The 16,280-nt window shown below is 56.6% G+C and carries 13 protein-coding genes; 11 read left to right on the top strand and 2 right to left on the bottom strand.

Annotated elements, in window-relative coordinates:
• Nucleotides 1–50: 50 nt before the first annotated feature.
• The 6 genes from fliE to fliJ all read left to right on the top strand — a co-directional run bounded on the left by fliE (nucleotide 51) and on the right by fliJ (nucleotide 6,082).
• The gene (gene fliE, locus KSF73_14775; protein ID MBV1776980.1) at nucleotides 51–377 is read left to right on the top strand and encodes a flagellar hook-basal body complex protein FliE; all 327 of its coding nucleotides are present in this window, start codon (nucleotides 51–53) and stop codon (nucleotides 375–377) included.
• Nucleotides 378–392: 15 nt separating this feature from the next.
• Complete coding sequence (fliF, locus tag KSF73_14770; protein MBV1776979.1) at nucleotides 393–2,135, top strand: flagellar M-ring protein FliF; 1,743 nt, start codon at nucleotides 393–395, stop codon at nucleotides 2,133–2,135.
• A 92-nt stretch (nucleotides 2,136–2,227) separates the two neighbouring features.
• Nucleotides 2,228–3,244, top strand: a complete 1,017-nt coding sequence (gene fliG / locus KSF73_14765; GenBank protein MBV1776978.1) for a flagellar motor switch protein FliG — start codon at nucleotides 2,228–2,230, stop codon at nucleotides 3,242–3,244.
• Between the two features lie 124 nt (nucleotides 3,245–3,368).
• On the top strand, nucleotides 3,369–4,238 hold the full coding sequence (locus KSF73_14760; GenBank protein MBV1776977.1) for a flagellar assembly protein FliH: 870 nt from the start codon (nucleotides 3,369–3,371) through the stop codon (nucleotides 4,236–4,238).
• Nucleotides 4,226–5,632, top strand: coding sequence for a flagellar protein export ATPase FliI (gene fliI / locus KSF73_14755; protein ID MBV1776976.1), 1,407 nt, complete (start codon nucleotides 4,226–4,228; stop codon nucleotides 5,630–5,632). Before KSF73_14760 ends, fliI begins: the two co-directional genes overlap by 13 nt.
• A 9-nt stretch (nucleotides 5,633–5,641) precedes the next feature.
• Nucleotides 5,642–6,082, top strand: a complete 441-nt coding sequence (gene fliJ / locus KSF73_14750) for a flagellar export protein FliJ (protein ID MBV1776975.1) — start codon at nucleotides 5,642–5,644, stop codon at nucleotides 6,080–6,082.
• Between the two features lie 17 nt (nucleotides 6,083–6,099).
• On the opposite strand, the gene KSF73_14745 is transcribed toward fliJ, so the two are convergent.
• Together KSF73_14745 and KSF73_14740 are read right to left on the bottom strand one after the other, a co-directional pair.
• On the bottom strand, nucleotides 6,100–6,867 hold the full coding sequence (locus KSF73_14745; protein MBV1776974.1) for a hypothetical protein: 768 nt from the start codon (nucleotides 6,865–6,867) through the stop codon (nucleotides 6,100–6,102).
• A 144-nt stretch (nucleotides 6,868–7,011) separates the two neighbouring features.
• On the bottom strand, nucleotides 7,012–7,290 hold the full coding sequence (locus KSF73_14740; GenBank protein MBV1776973.1) for a polyhydroxyalkanoic acid system family protein: 279 nt from the start codon (nucleotides 7,288–7,290) through the stop codon (nucleotides 7,012–7,014).
• A gap of 237 nt (nucleotides 7,291–7,527) precedes the next feature.
• On the opposite strand from KSF73_14740, the gene KSF73_14735 reads away from it, so the two are divergent.
• The 5 genes from KSF73_14735 (at nucleotide 7,528) to KSF73_14715 (ending at nucleotide 16,234) form a co-directional block, all read left to right on the top strand.
• Nucleotides 7,528–8,676 carry a PLP-dependent aminotransferase family protein gene (locus KSF73_14735; GenBank protein ID MBV1776972.1) on the top strand — a complete coding sequence of 383 codons (1,149 nt, stop codon included), beginning with the start codon at nucleotides 7,528–7,530 and terminating at the stop codon, nucleotides 8,674–8,676.
• A gap of 356 nt (nucleotides 8,677–9,032) precedes the next feature.
• Nucleotides 9,033–9,698 carry a TetR family transcriptional regulator gene (locus tag KSF73_14730; GenBank protein MBV1776971.1) on the top strand — a complete coding sequence of 222 codons (666 nt, stop codon included), beginning with the start codon at nucleotides 9,033–9,035 and terminating at the stop codon, nucleotides 9,696–9,698.
• 23 nt (nucleotides 9,699–9,721) lie between these two features.
• Nucleotides 9,722–12,172: an acyl-CoA dehydrogenase gene (locus tag KSF73_14725; GenBank protein MBV1776970.1), complete on the top strand. Its 2,451-nt coding sequence runs from the start codon at nucleotides 9,722–9,724 to the stop codon at nucleotides 12,170–12,172.
• 88 nt (nucleotides 12,173–12,260) lie between these two features.
• Nucleotides 12,261–13,736, top strand: a complete 1,476-nt coding sequence (locus tag KSF73_14720) for an OmpP1/FadL family transporter (protein MBV1776969.1) — start codon at nucleotides 12,261–12,263, stop codon at nucleotides 13,734–13,736.
• Nucleotides 13,737–13,864: 128 nt separating this feature from the next.
• Entirely contained in the window at nucleotides 13,865–16,234 is a 2,370-nt protein-coding gene (locus KSF73_14715) for a 3-hydroxyacyl-CoA dehydrogenase/enoyl-CoA hydratase family protein (GenBank protein MBV1776968.1), read from the top strand.
• The last annotated feature ends 46 nt before the right edge of the window (nucleotides 16,235–16,280 follow it).

Here is a 16,280-nt window from a genome sequence, read left to right as displayed (position 1 = left end):
TACCTGATTGCGTTTTGTTGGGGTTTCCGACCTACCGAGGTTCGAGGTGCATGATGGGCACACCAGGTATTGATCAATTGTTGGGGGAACTGAAGGCGATGTCGTCGCTGGCTTCAAGCCAGAAGTCGACACCTGCTGCGGACATTCCTGAGGGCGGAGACTTTGCCTCGGTTCTCAAAAGTTCGATTGATCAGGTAAACCAGATGCAGCTTGATGCGCATGCTAATCAGCAGGCCTTCGAATCCGGCGCACCCGATGCGAATCTACAAGACGTGATGGTCTCGCTGCAAAAGGCGAGTCTGTCGTTCCAGACAATGGTGCAGGTTCGTAACAAACTGGTTTCCGCTTACCAGGACGTGATGAACATGCAAGTGTAATGACCTGGATGAACCATGGATGAGGCAGTTGTAGCTCTAGATCACGCAGAAGCGCCGCCGAACCCGATTACCAAGTTGGTTCAGCGTTTCAACAGACTGTCGAATCCCCGCAAGATTGCAATTCTTGCCGGTGTGGCACTTGCCGTTGCGGCAATGTTTGCCAGCGTGATGTGGTCACGCGATCCCGGATACCGAATTCTCTTCTCCAATGTTGCAGATCGTGATGGCGGCCAGATCATCCAGTCGCTGCAGCAGATGAATATCCCCTACAAGGTCGAGATGGGCGGGGCCATTGCCGTTCCGGCTGACAAAGTGTACGACATCCGACTTCGTCTGGCGTCGCAAGGCTTACCGAAAGCCGGCTATGTCGGCTTCGAACTGATGGATAACCAGAAGTTCGGCATCAGCCAGTTCAACGAGCAGGTCAATTATCAGCGCGCAGTGGAAGGTGAGCTATCGCACAGCATTGAATCGCTTTCTGCGGTGCAATCGGCGCGTGTGCACATTGCCATGCCCAAGGAAAGCGTGTTTCTGCGCGATAAGGTACATCCGACGGTTTCCGTGTTGCTGACACTGTATCCCGGACGTCTGCTGGAGGCATCGCAGGTGGCCGGGATTGTGCATCTGGTATCGGGTAGCATTCCGAGTCTGCAAGCCAGTGATGTTACCGTGGTGGATCAGGACGGCAATATGTTGTCCACCAATCCGGATAATGTCGGCAATAACCCAAACACTGGTACAAATCTCAGCCGCAAACAGCTGGCTTACACCCATCAGGTCGAGGCTGATCTGGCTGAACGCGTACAGAAAATTCTCGAGCCGATTGTCGGGAAAGATAACGTCAAGGCTGAAGTGACTGCCGAGCTGGATTTTTCGGAGCAGGAACAGGCTAGCGAAAATTATCGCCCGAATTCCACGCCCAATGCCTCAGCGATTCGTAGCGAGAAATCGCAGGAATCCAGCAATACGGCCAACAACAATGCACCTGCTTCTGGCGTGCCCGGTGCTTTGTCCAATCAGCCTCCGGGTGCCGCTTCGGCGCCGGTGAATCTACCCAACCCACCCGGTGTGAGTCCGAGTGGCGGTGCTGGACAGACCGGTTCATCTAATAAGGAAATGACGCGTAACTACGAAGTGGATCGTACTGTTGCGCACGTTAAGCAGCCGCTTGGCCAGATCAAGCGCCTGTCCGCAGCTGTCGTGGTGAACTACAAACGTGTGAACCAAAAAGATGGCGGCGTGAAGTCGGTGCCGCTGACCCAGCCGGAAATGACGCAAATCGACCATCTGGTGCGCGAAGCCATCGGCTACAGCGAGTCGCGCGGAGATTCGGCAAAGGTCGTGAATGCAGCGTTTGCCGATCGTATCCTGGATATTGAAGGCAAGTCCTTCCTGGTTAAGCTGACCGAATACCTGATCGCTCATACAACCGACATCATCAAGGTTGCCCTGATTGCGATGGTACTGGCTTACCTGCTGTTTGGTGTACTGCGTCCGATCCTGCGTGATGTGATCCGACCGCAGCGTGAACAGCAGCTGGCCGGTGAGGATGGTGCGGTTGCACTGACTGCGGAAGAGCTGGCACAGAGCGAAGTCGAGGCCGAGGCAGTGGCCGAAGCCGAGGCTAATGCTCAGTTGATTGCCTTCTCCGAGTTGATGCAACGTGCCAAGGAAATGGCTCGCGAAGACCCGCGTATGGTCGCCACCATTATTCGCGAATGGCTGAATGCGGATGCGGGCGATAAGGAAACGACATAAGGTCAGCAACGATTGAGATAGCAGTCTCACCCAGAGACCGACACTAGCATCGGTCACGCCATCGGCGATCAAGAATATGGGAGCGGCAGGACATGGCAGCCAAGGATAGTGGCAATAACGAAGAGGCTATTCGCAAGAGCGCGGTATTGCTCATGAGTCTGGGCGAGGATGCTGCAGTCGAGGTATTCAAATTCCTTGGACCGAAGGAAGTCCAGAAAATTGGTCTGGCCATGGCCAATATGGACAATGTCACCCGTGAACAAGTTGAGGCTGTGCTGGGCGATTTCCTGTCCAGCACGCAAAACCGTGCCAACTTCGGTGCCGCTGACGAATATATCCGTTCGGTGCTGACCAAGGCATTGGGTTCCGACAAGGCGGCCAATCTGCTGGATCGAATTCTGCAGGGTGGTGATAACACTGGCATTGAAGCGCTTAAGTGGATGGATGCGGCTGCAGTGGCCGAACTCATCAAGAACGAACACCCGCAGATTATTGCCACGATTCTGGTGCACCTTGAACCCGATCTGTGTTCCGAAGTGCTGAGCTATTTTGTGGAACGGCTGCGTAATGATGTTTTGCTGCGGATTGCCACACTGGAAGGCGTCCAGCCTGTCGCGTTGCGCGAATTGAACGAAGTGCTGACGCAGCTGCTGTCTGGCGCCGATCGCATCAAGAAGTCTGCCATGGGCGGCGAAGCCATGGCTGCAGAAATTCTCAACTTCATGGGTGGTGTGGTCGAAACCTCGGCGCTCACCGCCATCCGCGAATACGATCCCGAACTCGCTCAGCGCATTCAGGACAAGATGTTCACCTTCGAAAACCTGGTGGATATCGACGACCGCGGCATCCAGACCTTGCTCCGCGAAATTGCATCGGATGCATTGATTACCGCCATGAAGGGAACGAGCGAAGCCCTGCGCAACAAGATCTTCAGAAATATGTCCTCGCGGGCGGCAGAAATGCTCCGCGACGACTTCGAAGCAAAGGGTGCCGTCAAGGTGTCCGATGTGGAAGCCGAACAGCGCGAAATCCTCAAAGTGGTGCGTCGTCTGGCAGACGAGGGACAGATTGCTATTGCCAAGGGCGGTGGCGAAGGCTTCCTCGAGTAAACCGTGTATCTCGGCGAAGGGCAAATCATTTCGCCGGCTGTGTGAAACAAGCGGGTGGACGCAGCTTCACGTACTGGCGTGAGGCTGGGGCGTCTCCGGCAAGAAGTGGATGGGCAGGTGGCATATGAAAGCGTGGGGCAGCAAAAACATTCTGAAAGGCGAAGAAAGCCGTCAGGCGGAACGCTGGAATATGGGGAACTTCCCGGGCGGGTCTATTCAGCATCCATCCCATCATGAACACAGTAATGTGGTGAGACTGGATACCGGACAGGTGTTGCAGCTCGAGCAGCCATTGCCCGAGGTTGCGCCAGAAGTCATTCCAACTCATACCGTGACGACCACTGCGCGAGAACCCGTTCCGGAGGTCGATGAGGCCGAGCTGGACGCAATTCGCGATACTGCGCGCAATGAAGGGTTTGCTGCGGGCATGGAGGCGGGACGCAAAGCGGGCTATGACGAAGGCTATGCACAAGGACGAGATGCTGGCTATAAAGTCGGGCACGCGGAAGGGGTGGAGGCAGGGAAGGAAGTTGGCGAGAAAACCGGGCATGATTCTGCACAGTCGCTGGTTCAGCAAGCTGTTCAGCATTTTGAAACAGTCATTGCCGGGCTAGATGCATTGACGCACGATTGCGAACGGCAGCTTGCACCGATCATGGTCGATCTGGCACTGATGGCCGCGCGGCAGATGGTTCGGGCAACAATCCAGGCGCAACCTGAACATCTGACTCAACTGATTCGGGAGGCACTGCATGAAGCAGGGGAACAGCCGGGCCGGGTAAAAGTTCGACTGCACCCGGACGATGCCGACGTCGTATCACGTATGGCTGAAGAAGAAGTATCGGGTGGGCGCTGGAAGATTATCCCGGATGGCGATATCGAACGAGGAGCATGCCGACTGGATTCTCCCACTATGGAGCAGGAGCTTGATCTTGAAAGCCGGTGGCAGCGTATCACCAGCACGCTTGGGAGCTGTGTACCGTGGAAACAGTAGCGCCCAGTGTTGCGAGGCTGGAAGCCTACCTGCAGGATTGCCGTGAAGCCATTGCCAATGTCGGCTTGCCGCCAGCATGTGGTCGACTGACCCGTGTTGCAGGGATGGTGCTGGAGGCTGTTGGTCTAAAAGTGCCTGTGGGCGAGAGCTGCATGATCATATTGCCCGATGGCGAGCGGGTAGAGGCCGAGGTAGTAGGGTTCAATGGCGATCGCCTGTTTCTGATGCCTGTCGCCGAGATTCATGGCCTTGAACCCGGTGCCATTGTGATGCCTTTCGAGGCACTCGACCAACAGGTTCCCGTCTATGGAGAACCTGTTCATCTTCGCGCATCCAAACATGAGAAAGGGCGCCAGGTTGCCGTTGGAGACAGGCTACTGGGTCGTGTGCTGGATGGCCTGGGCAGGCCACTGGATAAGCTGGGTCCTCTTGCTACCGTAGATCATGTTCCCTTATTCAGTAAACCATTCAATCCACTCGACCGAGCGCCCGTGACTGATGTGCTGGATGTTGGCGTGCGGGCGATCAATGCGATGCTCACAGTCGGTCGCGGCCAGCGTCTCGGGCTGTTTGCCGGTTCCGGCGTGGGCAAAAGCGTATTGCTGGGTATGATGGCGCGCTACACCACGGCAGATGTGGTTGTGGTAGGGTTGATTGGCGAGCGCGGCCGTGAAGTCAAAGAGTTCATCGAAAACATTCTCGGCGAGGAAGGCCGGCGGCGCTCTGTTGTCGTAGCGGCACCTGCTGACACGCCCCCTCTGTTACGTTTGCATGGTGCAGCCTATGCAACGGCGATCGCTGAATATTTTCGTGATCAGGGAAAAAATGTGCTGTTGATCATGGATTCTTTAACGCGCTACGCCATGGCCCAGCGTGAAATTGCACTGGCGGTGGGGGAGCCTCCAGCAACCAAAGGCTATCCGCCATCGGTGTTTGCCAAATTACCCCATCTGGTTGAGCGTGCGGGCAATGGCCGCCCGGGGTCCGGATCGATTACTGCCTTTTATACTGTACTGGTCGAAGGGGATGATCAGCAGGATCCGATCGCCGACTCGGCTCGCGCCATTCTTGATGGTCACTTCGTATTAAATCGATCGCTGGCAGAGGCCGGACATTATCCTGCGATTGATATCGAACAATCGATCAGCCGGGTAATGACTGACCTGGTGAGCCAGGAAGAGCTTTACGATGTACGCAGGTTGAAACAACTGTATTCTCGTTTCCAGCGGAGTCGCGACCTGATTTCAGTGGGCGCCTATGTAAAGGGGAGTGATCCATTGCTGGATGAGGCCATCGCCAGAATGCCTGCCATCCAGGCTTTTCTGCAGCAAGGCATGCATGAACGGGAGCCCTACCTCGGCGCACGTGCGCGACTGGCAGAATTATTGCGCTGAGTGTGATACATGGCGGCACCGTTTCAGTTCGAATTTTTGCTTAACCTGGCACGTGACAAGCGCGAGGACGCGCTGAATCACCTGCGCGACGCGACCCAGAATCTGGAGCAATCCAGGCAACGGTTGATTCAGGTAGAGGCCTATGCGCAGGAATACCGAAATCGTCTGGCCGAAAAGGTGAATCAAGGGATTACTGCGCCGCAATACAGTGACTATCAGCAATTTCTGGCGCGGCTCGACCAGGCCGCCACCCAGCAGGGATTTGACGTGCAGCGCTGCGAGCAGGTGCTGGAAGCAACTCGGCGTTTCTGGCAGGAAACCGAGCGCGAGCTAAAGGCTTACGAAACGCTACAGGAGCGGCATCTTCGCGGAGAGATTGTCCGCGAAGAGCGCCGCGAGCAGAAAATGATGGACGAGTGGGTGTCCATCAGTATCCGTAATAAGCGGTAGCGTATGGTGGACGGTGCTTACTGCTTGATCCAGCCGAAGTAGGGCACCACATACTGCCGGCCGCTGTCAGTTAAGGCACCATAAAGTGCGCCAGTCTTATTTTTAAACATCACGCCCGCGACGGACTGACCCGCGAAAGTGCAGGGTGCAGCCCCGAACGTCAGAGTGACATCAAAGACATTGGCATCGGTACGGGGCTTGATGGTGCCCGTTTGCGCACAGCCATTGACCAAGCCTGTCAGGGCACCCGATTCAGCAATGGTAAGCGTTTGCGATGTATCGACAGCAGTCGCTGCCCAAGTGCCCGCCAAGGATTTCAACGTGGCACCATCTGAATAGGTGCTGTCGTATGGCAGATCAAATCCGATACTTCCGGCGAGCGTGCTCACGATACCGGTGAATGCGCCTTTGCTGGCATAGGTTGCCGCAACCGTGCCGGTGAATCGGGTGGATTTTTCCAGGCTGAACTGAACAGTGTTGCTTGAAGAAAAATAGCCTGCGACGGTCTTATCCGAGATACCGGTTCCCTGAACCACACCGGCGAGCGTGGTTGGGGCATTGATGCCGGAATACAAGAAGACGTAGCCACCATCACTCAAAACCACACCCTGAATCGCACGGCCTTCGGTGGTTTTTCCGCCCCAAAAACCTTGAGCAGAGCCGCTGGTCGCCACTGGTGGTGTGGTATTGCCATTATCCTGTTTGATTTCGCCGGATGTACCACCGCCACACGCCGCGAGCAAGCCCGCTACAGACAAGGTGACCAGTATGGAAGACAGCTTCATGTTTTATCTTTCCTGAAAAGCATCGGTGCCGACGAAACAGCATGGTACAAATTTGACCAAGCGTATGCTACACCGCGCAACTGGTCAGACCAAGCATGAATAGGATGATGTGAATCGAGTGCAGCCATCCGGGCGAAGAATGAATCAAACCGCAAACGATTCCCTAAGCATCCGAGTGGCTTCACTTTCGATTTTGCCCTTTAGACCCTTGAGCAGAAAGCCCAGTGTCACGCTCAGCACTACCTGATCAGACTCGACACTGAAGGTGCCATTTACGCCCAGTCGTTCAAAGTGCAGTACATTTTCTTGCCAGCGATGTTGAATGGAAAACTCCTTGGCGAGTTCGGCTCCAACATGTTCGACGCGTTTCTTTGCGTCATCTTGGGAGAGGGAGTGCGGATGGCGAATCAGAATATCGGGCATGGTCTGCAAAAAAATGTTGGAAAAGTCAGCTGGCAAGTTTACCTGATCCAGACATCATTTGCCGCCCACGCGCCACTGCTGCTTGTGGCATAATTGGCGAATGGTGCAATGGAATGCACTGGCGGATGACCAGCACGCTTCCGTCATTTTCGCCATCTCGGCACGCGCCAATAATGATTCGAGCATGCGTGCACGAACGGGACAACATTTAAAGCCATCTTGCAGGAACACCCCCTTATGCAATTTTCCGAACGCATTAATCGTTTGCAGGGCTCCCTGGTTCGCGAAATTCTCGCGGTTGCTGGTCGCCCGGATGTGATTTCCTTTGCCGGCGGCCTGCCAGCACCGGAAGCCATGCCAAAGCTTGATTTTACGAATGTACCAGCCGGCCTGTCGCAATACGGCCCGAGTGAAGGCGAAGCCTGGCTGCGTGAAGCCATTGCTGCCGATATGAACAAGATCGGTGTACCGGCCAAGCCCGAGCACATCCTGATTCTGACTGGCTCCCAGCAAGGTCTGGATCTGGCTGGCAAGCTGTTTGTCGATCCGGGTACACCCGTTCTGGTAGAAGCCCCGACTTTCCTGGCTGCGGTTCAGGTATTTGGCCTGTTTGGCGCCAAGTTCCTGGAAGTGAACCTGAAGTCATCCGGTCCTGACCTTGAACAGCTGGAACAGTTGCTGATCAAGGAAAAGCCTGTGATGGCCTACCTGATCCCGACATTCCAGAATCCGGCCGGCTTCTGCTACGACGACGCAACCCGCCGCCGCGTGGCCGAGCTGTTCGATGCACACAATGTAGTGTTGCTGGAAGACGAACCGTATCGTGAATTGGTGTACGACAAGTGCGATCGCCAGCCGATCGTGTCGTATCTGAAGAAGGCCGACTGGATTCATTTCGGCACCTTCTCCAAGACCGCGATCCCAGGTCTGCGCGTGGCATGGCTGGCAACGACCGAAAACCTGTATCCGCACCTGTACCGCCTGAAGCAGGCGGCTGACTTGCACACCAACCGCCATGGTCAGTGGGCAATGCATCAGCTGCTGACTTCGCCGGACTACCCGGATCACATCGAGCGCCTGCGTCTGCACTACAAGGAAAAGCGCGATGCGATGCAAGCCGCGCTGGAAAAGCATTTCACCGACATCGCTGACTGGGTGGTGCCGCCGGGTGGCCTGTTCTTCTGGCTGAAGCTGAAGAAGCCGCTGGATACCTACAAGCTGCTGCAACCGGCGCTTGATCGCAAGGTCGCCTTTATGCCGGGTGCACCGTTCTATGCATCAGCCCGTGTATCGAACGAGCTGCGTCTGAACTTCAGTAATGCCAGCCTCGAGCGTATTGAAGAGGGTGTGCGCATCATGGCGGAAGTGATCCGCGAACATTTCTAAGCGTATTTCGCCTAGCGGGACGCGCAGCGTCCGAGCGGGTGTAAACACTCGAAGGCCACTCCAACGGAGTGGCCTTTTTCTTTGCTCATTAGCCAGCTTGAGCGAACCTCATTTGGTGTGAGTGTGGTGAAAGCATCTAAAGAGTCGAGGTGTGATGGTTGATCCAAATATGACACGCAGACGGCATCCACAAGCCAATCTTCTGTTGTGCGCAAACCATAGCGCCGGAAAAATTCAAGCAGTTGCTTGACAGGTTGGAGGGCGGGAACGTAATGTTCAAACAATCGTTTGATTGCCTGCTATGCTTCTTGAGAGAATGTCAGGCAATTCAACTGACTTTCGATACAAGGTGACTGATGGAACTCGGCCTCGAACCCAAACAGACAGATACGGCGACCCGCATTCTTGATGCGGCGGAGGCCCTGTTCGTCGAACACGGCTTCGAAGCCACGTCGATGCGCATGATCACCCAGCGGGCAGGCGTGAACCTTGCAGCAGCCAATTATCACTTTGGCAGCAAGGATGGCCTGTTTCAAGGCGTATTCACCCGCCGTCTGGCGCCGCTGACCGAGCTTGCTGTCCGCAATCTGGACAAGCAGGAAAAGGCAGTAGGCGGCGTTGCGCTGCCGGCGAACGTGATTCTGGGTGCGCTGATTGATTCGGCCCTGGAAATTGCCCGTGACGCATCGCGTGGCGGGGTCATTTTTGTCCGTCTGATGAGCCGGACATTTGTCGAGCCGCATCCTGTGCTGAAGGAGACGCTTCCCAAGCACTATGCGGAACTGGTGGGGCGCTTTACCCGCGCCTTTTCGCGTGCGCTGCCGCATCTCACTGAAACCGAGTTGCAGTGGCGGATTCATTTTGCATTTGGTGCGGTGTTCAATGCCTTTGCCGGCAACGACATCCTGAAGCTCTTTGTGACCGATCCGGTGGTGCATGCGCGCGAACCTGAGCGCATCGCTGCCTTTCTTGTTCCCTTCCTCGTAGCCGGGCTCAATGCGCCCGCGTCTGCCGAGGTCTGATTCACCTATAGCTGGAGAGTGTCATGGCGATAACTGCCCTGATCATTGTGCTGGCGGTGCTTGTGCTGGGTTACCTGCGCGCACCCCTGATCGTCTGGACGATCGGCATCCTGGGTGGCATTGCTGCCGCCGTTTTCAACTGTGGCGCTGCAATGGCCTGGCTGTATGCCGGTGTTGCGGTTGGCCTGATCCTGAACGTGCCGGCGCTGCGCCGTATCGTTCTGACTGGCCCGATCTTCGGTATTTTCCGCAAGATCACCCCGGCGATGTCGCAAACCGAACAGGAAGCCATCAACGCGGGTACCGTCTGGTGGGATCGTGACCTGTTCTCCGGCAAACCTGATTACACTCGTCTGCATGGCTTTGGCGCACCGAAGCTGAGCGCCGAAGAGCAGGCCTTCCTCGACGGTCCGACCGAAGAGTTGTGCCGCATGATCGACGACTGGAAGATTACCCACGAATTGAAGGATCTGCCGCCGGAAGTGTGGCAGTTCATCAAGGACAAAGGCTTCCTGGGCATGATCGTCAAGAAGAAATATGGCGGTCTGGAGTTCTCCAATTACGCGCATGCTCGCGTCGTAACCAAGATCGCTACCCGTGGCGGTACGGCTGCGGTGAGCGTGATGGTGCCGAACTCGCTCGGACCGGGCGAACTGCTGCAGCACTACGGTACTGAAGCACAGAAGAACTACTACCTGCCGCGTCTGGCCAAGGGTGTGGACGTGCCATGTTTCGCACTGACCAGCCCCTACGCCGGTTCCGATGCAGGCGCGATTCCGGACTTCGGCGTGGTGTGCCGTGGTTCCTATACCGATCCGATCACCGGTCAGCGTCATGAAAATGTGCTGGGCGTGCGTGTGACCTGGGAAAAGCGCTGGATTACGCTTGCACCGGTTGCCACTGTGCTGGGTCTGGCATTCAAGATGTACGATCCGGATCACCTGATGGGTGACAAGGAAGACATCGGTATCACCTGTGCACTGGTGCCGACGGCGCACGAAGGCGTGCAGATTGGTCGGCGTCACTTCCCGGGTGGTTCCGCATTCATGAATGGTCCGACCATGGGTAAGGATGTCTTTATCCCGATGGACTGGATCATCGGTGGTCAGGACTTCGCAGGTCAGGGCTGGCGCATGCTGGTGGAATGTCTGTCGGTGGGTCGTTGTATCTCCCTGCCAGCCATGTCGGTAGCGTCCGGCAAGATGACCAGCTTCGTGACCGGTGCCTATGCCCGCGTTCGTGAACAGTTTGGTCTGTCGATCGGCAAGTTCGAAGGTGTGGACGAAGCCATCGCCCGCATCGGTGGGATGACCTACCAGATGGATTCCGCCCAGCGTCTGGCCCTGGTGGGTCTGGATACCGGTGAAAAGCCGTCGGTGCTGTCCGCCATCCTGAAGTACCACAACACCGAGCGCATGCGTAAGGTGATTAATGATGCGATGGACGTGCATGGCGGCAAGGCCGTGGTGCTGGGTCCGCGCAACTACCTGGCCCGTGCATACCAGTCGATCCCGATCGGTATCACCGTGGAAGGTGCCAACATTCTGACCCGTTCGATGATCATCTACGGTCAGGGTGCGATCCGCTGCCATCCTTTCGTGCTGCGTGAAATGCGTGCTGCACACGAAAATAATCTGGCTGAATTCGATACCGCCATCATTGGCCACATCGGATTCGTTGCCTCGAACTTCATCCGCTCCTTCGTGCTGGGTATCACCGGTGCCAAGATTGCAGGCTCGCCACGTTCCGGTGAAACCGCACAGTACTACCGCGATATTACCCGTCTGTCTTCGGCTTTCGCGCTGCTGTCGGACATGGCGATGTTCTCGCTGGGTGGTTCGCTGAAATTCCGCGAAAAGCTGTCGGCTCGTCTGGGTGACATGCTGTCCAATCTGTACATCGCTACTGCTGCACTGAAGCGTTTCGAAGACGAAGGCGCACAACGTGACGACTTGCCGCTGGTCAAGTGGGCGGTTGAGCAAGCCTTGTACGATTGCCAACAGGCAATGGACGGATTCCTGGCTAATCTGCCAAGCAGTGGTCTGGCTTGGGTGCTGCGTCGCGTGATTTTCCCGGTTGGCCGCCATTTCAAGCCAGCCAGCGACAAGACCGGTACCGCAATTGCACGTCTGCTGATGGAACCGTCCGGCGCCCGCGAGCGTCTGACCAAGGATGTTTTCGTACCACAGAACGAGACCGACCCGGTCGGCGTGCTGAATCTGGCCTTCGCTGCGCACATCGAAGCAGAGCCTGTAGAGGGCAAACTGCGGAAAATGCAACGCGAAAACAAGCTCTCAGCCTTGAATGCTAAGGGTCGACTCGAAGAAGCACTGCACAAGGGTGCCATTACTCAGGCAGAATTCGAGTGTGTGACCCGTGCACGTCGCCTGAAGCGCGAAGTGATCATGGTCGACGATTTCGATTACACGCTGACGCATCACGACGCCAACATCTCGGCTCGCGAGCCCGTGTAAGTCGCAATGGGGGTACTCCGGTACCCCTGTTCCCAACCTGCATGCGCGATCTGGATTGCGTCCAGCAATAAAACGGAGACAACACCATATGAAGCACCAAGCCATTCGCATTTCAGCCCTGATGATTGCTGCGGCATTCGCTCAAAGCGCATTCGCATCCGGTTACCATTTCGGTACCCAGTCCATCAGTGCGCAGGGCACCGCAAACTCAAATGCCGCCGAAGCTGGCGATGCAACCGTGCTGTTCTACAACCCGGCCGGTATGTCCTACCTGCAGGGCGATCAGTTCTCCGGTGTGCTGGCCATCGTCAATCCGAACGTATCGTTTACCGATAAGGGTTCGTATACCGCAGGGGGCGTGCCGACCAAGGGTGGCAATGGTGGCGATATCGTCAAGCCAACTGCCGTGCCTCACTTGTATTACACCCACAAGATGGACGATGCCCTGTCCGTCGGGGTAGCCGCTTTTGTGCCCTATGGTGACGCCATTTCTTACGACGAGAACTGGGCCGGTCGCTACAACATCATCGAAACCAAGCTGGAAAGCTTCAATATCAACCCGTCGTTTGCACTCAAGGTGAACGACCGTCTGCGTATTGGTGGCGGCATTTCCGCTCAGTACATGACCGGCACCCTGGTGAAGGGATCTGATTTTGGTTCGGGCGTGGCAAGCTTGGTTGCGCCAATGTTGCCGGGCATGCAAGCGGATGTATTGGCTGGCCGCATTCCTGCCGCCGCCTTCCAGGCATTGGTAGGCGAGGTTAAAACCATGCAGGGTAACCCGAAGTACGACGGTAGCGTGACCGTGAAAGGTGACGACTGGGGTTTTGGGTGGAATGTCGGCTTGATGTTCGATATCGACGAAAGCAACCGCTTTAGCTTGGCTTACCGCTCGCAGATTCGTCAGAAGCTCACGGGTGATGCCAAATGGACACTGCCTTCCTCACTGGCCGCAATGCCACTGGTAGGCACAACGGTCAGCAATCTGCTCAAAACTAAGGGCTATGTTGCTGGCGGTGCATCGATCTCGATCGTGACGCCGGAAAGCCTGTCCATGTCTTTCCTGCATCGTGTCGACAAGGATCTGGCGCTGACTGCCAGCCTGACCCGTACCGATCATTCCCGCCTGCAGAATCTGACCATCAAGCTGGATTCCGGTCTGCCGCAATCCAACACAGTCGAAAACTGGCGCAATACCTGGGCAGGTGCCATTGGTGCAACCTACCGCCAGTCTGAACAACTGACATTGCGTGCCGGCATGTCGCAAGATCAATCACCGGTGCAAGATCAGTTCCGCACGCCATCGCTGCCGGACGGTGATCGCAAGACATTTGCCTTTGGTGGCAACTATGCGCTCAACAAGGGCAATAACATCGACTTCGTAGCCTCGTATACCACGATGGGTACGTTGCCGATCAAGCAGTTTGATAACGGCGGCATCACTGATGCCAACGGTACGCCGGTGTGTAACCAGGCGCTGAATCTGTCCAGCTGTGCCACCATGGTCGGCGAGTACAAGATCACCGCCTGGACCTTCGGGATTCAATACAACTACAAGTTCTAATCTGTCAGTAGCCAACCGGGTGGTGCAAGCCACCCGGCGTTTGACGGCGGTTTTTGCTTTAGGTGAAAAAGCTTTCAGGCGCGTAAAGGCGAACGCATTACTCTGACTATCTCTCCATGAGGAATACCATGTCTCAGAGCAAATTCAACGTCCGCAAGGTAGCCGTCCTCGGCGCCGGTGTGATGGGTGCGCAGATTGCTGCCCATCTCGCCAACGCCGGTGTCGAGCCGATTCTGTTCGATCTGGCTGCCAAGGAAGGCAACCCGAACGGTATCGTGCTGAAGGCCATCGAAGCCCTGAAGAAGCAGAATCCTGCGCCGCTGTCGCAAAAGTCGCGCGCCGATTACATCACCCCAGCTAACTACGACCAGCATCTGCATCTCCTGAAGGAATGCGATGTGGTGATCGAAGCCATTGCCGAACGCATGGACTGGAAACTGGGTCTGTACGAAAAGGTGGCACCGCATCTGGGTGAAAACACCATTTTCGCGACTAATACCTCCGGTCTGTCGATCAACAAGCTGGCAGAAGGCTGCCCGGCTTCGATGCGTTCGCGCTTCTGCGGCATTCACTTCTTCAACCCGCCGCGCTACATGCATCTGGTTGAAATCATTCCGTGCGCGACCTCCGACGCCCTGATGCTGGATCAGCTGGAAGCCTTCCTGGCGACCACGCTGGGCAAGGGTGTGATCCGCGCCAAGGATACTCCGAACTTCGTGGCCAACCGCATTGGTGTGTTCTCCATGCTGGCCGCGATTCACAATGCCGAAAAGTTCGGCATCCGCTTCGACATCGTTGACGACCTGACCGGCCCGCGCCTCGGTCGTCCGAAGTCCGCTACCTTCCGTACCGCCGATGTGGTCGGTCTGGATACCTTCGCACACGTGGTCAAGACCATGCAGGACACCCTGCCGAATGATCCGTGGCATGGCCTGTTCAAGTCGCCGGAATGGCTGAGCGGCCTGATCAGTGCCGGTGCACTGGGTGCCAAGACCAAGGTCGGTATCTACAAGCGTGAAGGCAAGACCAAGCTGGTGCTGGACCCGAAGGCCGGTGCCTACGTCGAGTCCGACAAGAAGGGCGACGACGCAGTTAAAGAACTGCTGAAGATCAAGGATCCGGGCAAGCGTCTCTTGAAGCTGCGCGAATCCAGCCATCCGGAAGCCCAGTTCCTGTGGGCCTGCTTCCGTGACGTGTTCCATTACATCGCTTTCCACCTCGACACCGTCGCTGACAACGCACGTGACGTTGATCTGGCCATCCGCTGGGGCTTCGGCTGGAACGAAGGTCCGTTCGAAACCTGGCAAGCCGCTGGCTGGAAGCAAGTGGCCGAGTGGGTCAAGGCTGACATCGCTGAAGGCAAGGGTATCGTCAACGCTGCGCTGCCGGCATGGGTGGATTCGGTTGAAGGCGTGCACAGTGCTGCCGGTTCCTTTAGCGCGTCCAAGAACGCTGTCGTGCCGCGTTCGACCCTGGATGTGTACCAGCGTCAGCTGTTCCCGGCCCGTCTGGTCGGCGAAGCTGCACCGGTGTACGGCGAAACGGTCTTTGAAAATGAGGGCCTGCGTGCCTGGACTCAGGGCGACGGCGTACTGGTGCTGAGCATTCTGTCCAAGGCGCACGCCATTGGTCCGGCTGTGCTGGAAGGCATCAACAAGGCTGTCGACATCGCTGAAGCCCAGTTCAAGGGTATTGTCGTGTGGAGCCCGGATGAGCCGTTCTCGGTCGGTGCTGATCTGTCCTCCATGCTGCCCGCCTTCATGGCCGGTGACTGGGACACCATCGAAAACATGATCGCCGAATTCCAGAAGGCATCCATGCGCCTGCGTTACTGCCAGGTGCCAACCGTAGCTGCAACTCGTGGCTACGTGTTCGGCGGCGGCTGCGAACTGGCCATGCACTGCGATCGCATCGTGGCGCATCTGGAAAGCTACATCGGTCTGGTTGAAGTGGGCGTGGGTCTGCTGCCAGGCGGCGGCGGCTGTAAGGAATTCGCACTGCGCGCAGCGCAAGAAGCCCGTGGCGACCTGTTCTCCGCACTCAAGGATCGCTACATGGCGATCGCCACTGCCAACGTGGCCAAGAGTGCAGAAGAAGGCAAGGACATCGGCTTCCTGCGTGCTTCCGACATCATCGTCTTCAATCAATACGAACTCTTGCACGTGGCCAAGCAGCAGGCACTGGCGATGGCCGAAAGCGGTTACCGCGCGCCGCTGAAGGTGAAGGGCTTCCCGGTTGCAGGTCGTCCGGGTGCGGCCTCCATCAAGGGTCAGCTGACCAATATGGCCGAAGGCGGCTTCATCTCCAAGTACGACTACCAGATCGCCGCACTGATCGCCGATGTGGTGACCGGTGGCGATGTGGAAGCTGGCGCGCTGGTGGATGAAGAGTGGATCCTGAAGCTGGAACGCAAGGCATTCATGCAACTCCTGAAGAACGAAAAGACTCAGGAACGCATTGCCTACATGCTCCAGTACAACAAGCCGCTGCGTAACTAATTCTGTGAATGGTGGTGCCGCCCTGCGGCGGCACAGCGTTCACTTT

This window comes from Burkholderiaceae bacterium DAT-1 (assembly GCA_019084025.1).
In the GTDB taxonomy this organism is placed as follows: Bacteria; Pseudomonadota; Gammaproteobacteria; order Burkholderiales; family Chitinimonadaceae; genus DAT-1.
This window is presented reverse-complemented; position numbering and strand designations above follow the sequence as displayed.

Excerpts from the sequence above, each read along its gene's own strand:
- KSF73_14735 (MBV1776972.1), top strand. The coding sequence starts at position 7,528 with ATGCAATTTTCCGAACGCATTAATCGTTTGCAGGGCTCCCTGGTTCGC.
- KSF73_14715 (MBV1776968.1), top strand. The coding sequence starts at position 13,865 with ATGTCTCAGAGCAAATTCAACGTCCGCAAGGTAGCCGTCCTCGGCGCC.
- KSF73_14760 (MBV1776977.1), top strand. The coding sequence starts at position 3,369 with ATGAAAGCGTGGGGCAGCAAAAACATTCTGAAAGGCGAAGAAAGCCGT.
- KSF73_14730 (MBV1776971.1), top strand. The coding sequence starts at position 9,033 with ATGGAACTCGGCCTCGAACCCAAACAGACAGATACGGCGACCCGCATT.
- fliJ (MBV1776975.1), top strand. The coding sequence starts at position 5,642 with ATGGCGGCACCGTTTCAGTTCGAATTTTTGCTTAACCTGGCACGTGAC.
- fliE (MBV1776980.1), top strand. The coding sequence starts at position 51 with ATGATGGGCACACCAGGTATTGATCAATTGTTGGGGGAACTGAAGGCG.
- KSF73_14725 (MBV1776970.1), top strand. The coding sequence starts at position 9,722 with ATGGCGATAACTGCCCTGATCATTGTGCTGGCGGTGCTTGTGCTGGGT.
- KSF73_14740 (MBV1776973.1), bottom strand. The coding sequence starts at position 7,290 with ATGCCCGATATTCTGATTCGCCATCCGCACTCCCTCTCCCAAGATGAC.
- fliG (MBV1776978.1), top strand. The coding sequence starts at position 2,228 with ATGGCAGCCAAGGATAGTGGCAATAACGAAGAGGCTATTCGCAAGAGC.
- KSF73_14720 (MBV1776969.1), top strand. The coding sequence starts at position 12,261 with ATGAAGCACCAAGCCATTCGCATTTCAGCCCTGATGATTGCTGCGGCA.
- KSF73_14745 (MBV1776974.1), bottom strand. The coding sequence starts at position 6,867 with ATGAAGCTGTCTTCCATACTGGTCACCTTGTCTGTAGCGGGCTTGCTC.
- fliF (MBV1776979.1), top strand. The coding sequence starts at position 393 with ATGGATGAGGCAGTTGTAGCTCTAGATCACGCAGAAGCGCCGCCGAAC.